Consider the following 6,376-nt stretch of genomic DNA (forward strand, 5'->3'; position numbering starts at 1 on the left):
CGTCGTCGCCACCGGCCGGGGCGGCACCGCCGCCGAGGTCACCCGGCCGCTGACCCTCGGGGTGCCCGACTTCGAGCCGACCGACGCCTCGCTGAGCAGCCACCAGGCGCCGTACTGGTTCAACGACGCCAAGTTCGGCATCTTCATCCACTGGGGCGTGTACTCGGTGCCCGCCTGGGCGCCGGTCGGCAAGCAGTACGCGGAGTGGTACTGGCAGCAGATGAACGATCCGGGCAACCCGACGCACGCGCACCACCGGGAGGTCTACGGCGAGGACTTCGCCTACGACGACTTCATCCCGATGTTCCGGGCCGAGCGCTTCGACCCGCGCGCCTGGGTCGAGCTGTTCCAGGACGCGGGCGCGCAGTACCACGTGCTCACCTCCAAGCACCACGAGGGTTTCGCCCTGTGGGACACCAAGCTCTCCACCCGCAACTCCGTCGCGATGGGCCCGCGCCGCGACCTGGTCCGGGAGCTGTTCGACGCCTCCCGCAGGTACACCCCCGACCTGCACTGCGGGCTGTACTTCTCGATGCCGGAGTGGTTCAACCCGGACAACCCCTGGTACGGCCACGCCCCGCGCAACCCGTACACGCTGGAGCCGGTGCCGTACACCGGCTACACCTCGGGCCAGGACTACGTCCGCGACTACCAGGCCGCGCAGATGCTGGAGCTGATCCACGACTACGGCACCGAGATCATGTGGTGCGACATCGGCGGGGACAACGACAGCCACCGGGTGCTCGCCGAGTTCTACAACCACGCCAAGAACCGCCCCCGGCCGATCGAGGTGGTGGTGAACAACCGCTCCGGCATCGGCCCGCATGACTTCACCACGCCCGAGTACGAGGTGTACGAGAACACCGTCGTCGCCAAGTGGGAGGCCAGCCGCGGCCTCGACCCGCGGTCCTACGGCTACAACGCCGAGACCCCCGACGACGCGTACATGACGACCGAGGAGGTCGTGCACAGCCTCGTCGACATCGTCAGCAAGAACGGCAACTTCCTCCTCGACATCGGCCCGCGGGCCGACGGCACCATCCCCGAGATCATGGAGCGGCGGCTGCGCGAAACCGGCGCGTGGTTGCGCGTCAACGGCGAGGCGATCTACGGCACCACCTACTGGTCCCGGATGGCCCAGCTCGGCGAGGACCTGCGGTTCACCATGAAGCCCGACGCCTTCTACATCCACTCGCTCGCCGCACCCTCCTCCCGGCTGATCGTCGAGGCCCCGGTGCCTCTCAGGTCCGGCGACAAGATCACCATGCTGGGCTACGGCGGCCGCCCGCTGCACTGGGACACCGAGGGCGGCGCGCTGGTCATCGAGGTGCCCGCGGCGGCCCGCAGGGCCGGCCGGCACGCCTGGGTCTTCAAAGTGCACACCCGTCCCTCTTCCTGAAAAGCACCTCATGCGTCATCGTGCTCCACTGTCATCGAACGGCCTCGACGGAGAGGACGCACCATGGCAGGGCTCTGGAGCACCGACGGCGTACTGCGCCGCAAGCCCATAGAGCAGATCGGGACGACCGAGGGCGAGAGCGGCGAACAGCTCACCCGGGTCCTCGGGTTGTGGCAGCTCACGGCGATCGGCGTCGGCGGCATCATCGGCGCGGGCATCTTCGCGCTGGCCGGCGCGGTCGCCAACGGCACGGCGGGCCCCGCGGTGCTCGTCTCCTTCCTCATCGCGGGGGTGGCGAGCGCGGCGGCGGCCCTGTCGTACGCGGAGTTCGCCGGCCTGATCCCGAAGGCCGGCTCGGCGTACACGTACGGCTACGCGGTCCTCGGCGAACTCGCCGGGTGGTTCATCGGCTGGGATCTGCTGCTGGAGTACACCGCGATCGTCGCGGTGGTGGCGATCGGCATCTCCGGCTACTTCTCGTTCCTGATGGAGAACATGGGCGCCGACCTGCCGGCCTGGATGCTCGGCGCCCCCGGCACCGGCGAGGGGCACCGGGTCGACCTGTTCGCGGTCGTGCTGTGCCTGCTGGTGGCGTACCTGCTGACCCTCGGGATCAAGAACGCGGCGCGCTTCGAGACCGTCGTGGTGGTCCTGAAGGTCGTGGTCGTGCTCGTCGTCATCCTGGTCGGCGTCTTCCACATCGACACCGCCAACTACAACCCGTTCTTCCCCTACGGCGTCGGCGGTGCGTTCACCGGCGCGGCGACCGTGTTCTTCGCGGTCTTCGGCTACGACGCGATGTCGACGGCCGCCGAGGAGTCGAAGGAGTCGCAGCGGCACATGCCGAAGGCGATCCTCTACTCGCTGGCGATCTCGATGCTGCTGTACGTGGCCGCGACGCTGGTGCTGACGGGGATGCAGAACTACAAGGGCATCGACCCGGAGAGCGGCTTCTCCACGGCGTTCGAGTCGGTGGGCCTCGGCTGGCTGGCGAACCTGATCGCGGTGGGGGCGATCATCGGCATCCTCACGGTGATGTTCACCTTCATGCTGGGCGTCACCCGCGTCTGGTTCTCGATGAGCCGCGACGGGCTGCTGCCGAAGTGGTTCGCCAAGACCCACAGGACACGGCACGTGCCGACGCGGGTGACCTGGATCGTGGGCGTCGGCTCGGCGCTGATCGCGGGCTTCTTGAAGATCGGGGAGGCCGCGGAGCTGACAAACATCGGGATCCTGCTGGCCTTCGTGGTCGTGTGCGTCGCGGTGGTCGTGCTGCGCTACCGGCAGCCGGACCTGCCGCGCACGTTCCGCTGCCCGGGGATGCCGGTCGTGCCGCTGATAGGGGTCGGCTTTTCGATCTGGCTGGTGACGTTCCTGAAGTGGGAGACGTGGCTGCGGTTCGGCGTGTGGTTCGCGATCGGGATGGTCGTGTACTTCGCGTACTCCTACCGCCGCAGCGGGCTGGCGGCCGGCAGGGAGCCGGCGGCACCGGGCGGCCCGGGCCCGGACAAGCGCGAGGATCCGCGCGACTGACCCCGGCGGGGCGCCCCGTACCGGCCGCGGACGACGGGCCGTACGGGGCGCCCCCGCGGGCACTGAGACGCGACTGTGACCGCGCGCGGACCGGGACTCAACTCGGCGGTGCTTTCCTGAGGATGGGCGATGAGTTTCCGGCGCCCGCCGGGTCTCACCTTCCAGACGGCACACACCGCCACCGGCGGCCCGGCAGGGCCGCCGCCTCCCGACCGAGAGGTGTCCGATGTGCTCCCACCGGCCCGAGTGCCCCGCCTCCGACCGCCCTGACCGCGACGCCGCGCAGACCGTGGCCTTCCACCCCGAACAGGGCTGGAGCCTGCTGTGCAACGGCACGATCGTCTTCGACGACACCGGTGAACTGCTGCCGACCGGCGCCGTGGTCGCGCCGCGGCGCACGGTACGCCCCGGGCTGCTCGCCACCGCGGCCTGAGCCCCACCGGCGCCCCGCCCCGCCCCTCCCGCGTACGCCCTCGCCTGAGTGGAAGGGCCCCGCCGCCCGGCCGCGCCGGATCCTGTTCGTGCTCTGCACCGGGATCCGTGCAGAGATCCGCGGCGCGCGGCCTCACATCCGGGATCTCAGCACGTCGACCTCGCAGCCCGGCGCGAACGCGTCGAAGCCGTGCTCGACCAGCCAGCGGACCCCCAGCAGGCTCCGCAGCGACCACCACGCGCGGATCACGTCGCGGTCGACGTCGGTGCCGTAGCCGACGATGACGTCGTCGAGGTGCCCCTCGTGTCCGAGCGTCAAGGTGGCGAGGTCGAACAGGGCATCGCCCCGGCCCGCCTCGGACCAGTCGATGATGCCCGTGACCTCGTCGCCGTCGAGGAAGACGTGCTCGATCTGCAGGTCGCCGTGCGTGAACACCGCAGTCCACGGCCGGATCGCGGCATCGGCGACTTGGCGGTTGCGGGTGACCAGGTCGGCGGGCAGGACACCGTTCGCCACGAGCAGCTCGCACTCGCCGTCGAGTTCCGCCGCCAACTCGTCGGGGCCCTGCCGGCGCCGACCGCGCCAGGGCGGCAGCGGCGCCTCGTGCAACTGCCGGATGGCGGCACCCGCCGCGGCCCAGGCCGCCGGCGACGCCGCCGACGGCTCACCGAGACGGCCGAGCACCGTCCCCGGGAGTGCGGCGATCGCGAGCACGGACGGCTTGCGCCACAGCACCTCCGGTGTCGGGACCGGCACCAGGGCCATCGCCTCGACCTCGACGTCGATGCGCGCCTGATCGGCGTCGACCTTCAGGAACACATCGCCGACGCGCAGGGTCGCGCGCTCGGAATGGGCGACGACGACTTCGACCTCATCCATGGGCGCCCAGTATCCCGGTGATGATCGCCGACGTCGCCGGGTTTTCACCTGCGCAACGGCAACGCCCGGCCTCGGCGCCCCACCACGGTCCTGCTGCGAGCCCTAAGCTCTCCCTGGGTACTGGAGAGCTCGGGCGCAGGGAAGGCGATGCCGTGGACGTGCCGTTACTCATCTTGCTGGGAGCGTCCGGGGGTGCTCTGCGCGGGCTGGTGGACATCTACAACCGGGTCCTCGAATGGCAGACGGACCGCAGATCCTTCCGCCAGGCCCCGGCGGACCGGCAGGGTGCCGAACCTCCGCGGCTCGGGCAGTACTTCGATCCGGTGGCGGATCCGATCGCCACCGGCATCCACACCGCCCTGGGTGCGGGGGTCGCCGTACTGTTCGGAACCACCGGGCAGATCAGTGGTGCGTACGCCGCCTTCGTGGTGGGCGTCTCGGCGCCCGCCCTCCTCGCCCAGCTCGGCCGCTTCCAGGCGGTCGGGAACGCGGTGGCGCCAGCACCGCAGCCCGTGGCAGCGGAGGCGACGGCCGCGGAGCCGGGCAGCGAAGTCGCGGCTCACGCCCCACCGGCGCCCCAGGTCGGGCTCTCTCCGGAACCGCCGGCTCAACCCGAGCCCTTGCAGCAGCCTGCCGATCCCCGGCCGGACCACTCCCTGCGGCGCTCCGCGCCGGTCAACCCCTCGGAGGAGGCGCCGGGCCGGTACCGCCGCCCGGTCGCGGGAGAGGAGGAGACGGCATGACTCCGGCGCGGCAACCACTCGGCCGTCGGCTCGTGACGGCGGTCCTCGGCATCGACAGGCGGCCTGTGCGGCGCGAACTCCCCCTCGGCCGGCGCATCCTCGCAGCCGTGCTGGGCATCGACGTGCGACGGCCGATACGTGACCGCCGCGTGAGCGCCCCGGCCGCGTCCGGTACGGAAGCGGAGGAAACCGCGGCCGCACCGAAGCAGGCGCACGGCCCTTCCCCCCGGCGGCGGACGTCACCTCGCGCGGAAGGGCGAACACGGCCGCCGTCTGTTCCGCAGGCGTCTTCGCGGGGCGGCCCCGCGGTGACATTCCTGCTGACCGAGGACCGGCCCGACTTCGAACGGCTCCTCGACGCCGCTCTGCGCGACACCAGGTACCCGACAGGCACCGGTCGCGGGCAGGCGCGGCTCGACGCCGGGCAGCTCCGTGAACTCGCTCTCAGCGCCACGGCCGCGATCTCCGCGAGTGCGTCGCCCGAATACGAGCGCTACGTCTTGCTGCGCTCCGCACAGCGACGCGCATCGGGCGACGTGGCTCCGGACCGTGCGGAGGGCGGCATCCGCTTCGGGGCTGCGCCGATCGGCGGCGGGGGCCGGGCGGGGCTGCCCGCGGTCCTGGCGGTGCTGGCGCCGCTGCTCGCCGGTGCGGCGGCGGTGCTCTTCCTTCTCGTCGGGTATCTGCTCCAACTGATGAACCCCGATCCCTCCGTCGCGTCCAACCTGCGCCAGGCGGGCTGGATCTTTGCACTGTTCACGGGCGCTGCCATCGTCGTAGCGACGGTGACGGTGGTGACGACGGCGCGGCGCAGCGGCGGCCCGCCGACCGCAGTGGAAAGAGCCCGCGAGGAGTGGCTCGAAGCGCTCCTCGAACGCGGCATCCGGCCGTTCCTGGAAGAGGCGATCGCCGGCGGCGCGGCGGGGGCTGCGGTGCCCAGCGGTTTCACGGCCCCCCGCTTCCCCCGCTTCGGCTACTCCCGCCCGGCGTTCACCAGCCCCGACGACGGCGGGTCGACCGACGGACCGTGGTACAGCAACCCCGACTACACAAGCCCGGACTACGGAGGTCCCGAGCAAGACCCTGAGTGAGGCAGGAGGCCGGGGAGGAAGCGTACGGAGGAGCAGGGCGGAAGCGTGCCTGCGCGCCGCCCGGCCCCCGCCCGTCCCCCGGCCGGCCGTGGCCGCGGTCCGGTGTGAGGCGCTACTCGCCGCGGACCGCCACCAGCACGCACCTCTCGCCGCTCTGCCACACCGTGCCGACCGACGCGAAGCCCGCCTTCTCCAGCAGGTCCACGTGCCGCGCCAGGGTCAGGCCGTTCTCCCCGCCGGGGGCCGGGCCGCGGCGGCGGCGCTCGGCGAAGAGCCTGGTCAGCTCCGGTGCCTCGGC

General features: G+C 71.7%; 6 protein-coding genes and 1 pseudogene. 5 read left to right on the plus strand and 2 right to left on the minus strand.

From position 1 onward, the window contains the following. The 3 genes from H5J30_RS13835 to H5J30_RS13845 all read left to right on the plus strand — a co-directional run. A partial coding sequence (locus H5J30_RS13835) for an alpha-L-fucosidase (RefSeq protein ID WP_181787735.1) occupies positions 1–1,399 on the plus strand: 1,399 nt, incomplete at its 5' end. Between the two features lie 63 nt (positions 1,400–1,462). After that, complete coding sequence (locus tag H5J30_RS13840) at positions 1,463–2,932, plus strand: amino acid permease (protein ID WP_181787736.1); 1,470 nt, start codon at positions 1,463–1,465, stop codon at positions 2,930–2,932. 226 nt (positions 2,933–3,158) lie between these two features. Continuing rightward, positions 3,159–3,365, plus strand: coding sequence for a DUF5999 family protein (locus tag H5J30_RS13845; protein ID WP_181787737.1), 207 nt, complete (start codon positions 3,159–3,161; stop codon positions 3,363–3,365). A gap of 132 nt (positions 3,366–3,497) precedes the next feature. Here the strand turns inward: H5J30_RS13845 and H5J30_RS13850 are convergent, their stop codons facing one another. After that, entirely contained in the window at positions 3,498–4,244 is a 747-nt protein-coding gene (locus H5J30_RS13850; protein WP_181787738.1) for an aminoglycoside phosphotransferase family protein, read from the minus strand. Positions 4,245–4,417: 173 nt separating this feature from the next. Here H5J30_RS13850 and H5J30_RS13855 point away from each other — a divergent pair, with 173 nt between their 5' ends. After that, the gene (locus tag H5J30_RS13855; protein WP_220188879.1) at positions 4,418–4,987 is read left to right on the plus strand and encodes a hypothetical protein; all 570 of its coding nucleotides are present in this window, start codon (positions 4,418–4,420) and stop codon (positions 4,985–4,987) included. A gap of 308 nt (positions 4,988–5,295) precedes the next feature. After that, positions 5,296–6,078, plus strand: coding sequence for a hypothetical protein (locus H5J30_RS13860; RefSeq protein WP_309505523.1), 783 nt, complete (start codon positions 5,296–5,298; stop codon positions 6,076–6,078). Positions 6,079–6,190: 112 nt separating this feature from the next. On the opposite strand, the pseudogene H5J30_RS13865 reads toward H5J30_RS13860, so the two are convergent. After that, positions 6,191–6,376 (minus strand): annotated as a pseudogene (locus H5J30_RS13865) (methyltransferase); the annotation flags it as partial.

This window comes from Streptomyces phytophilus, assembly GCF_013870535.1.
Taxonomy (GTDB): Bacteria; Actinomycetota; Actinomycetes; order Streptomycetales; family Streptomycetaceae; genus Streptomyces; species Streptomyces phytophilus.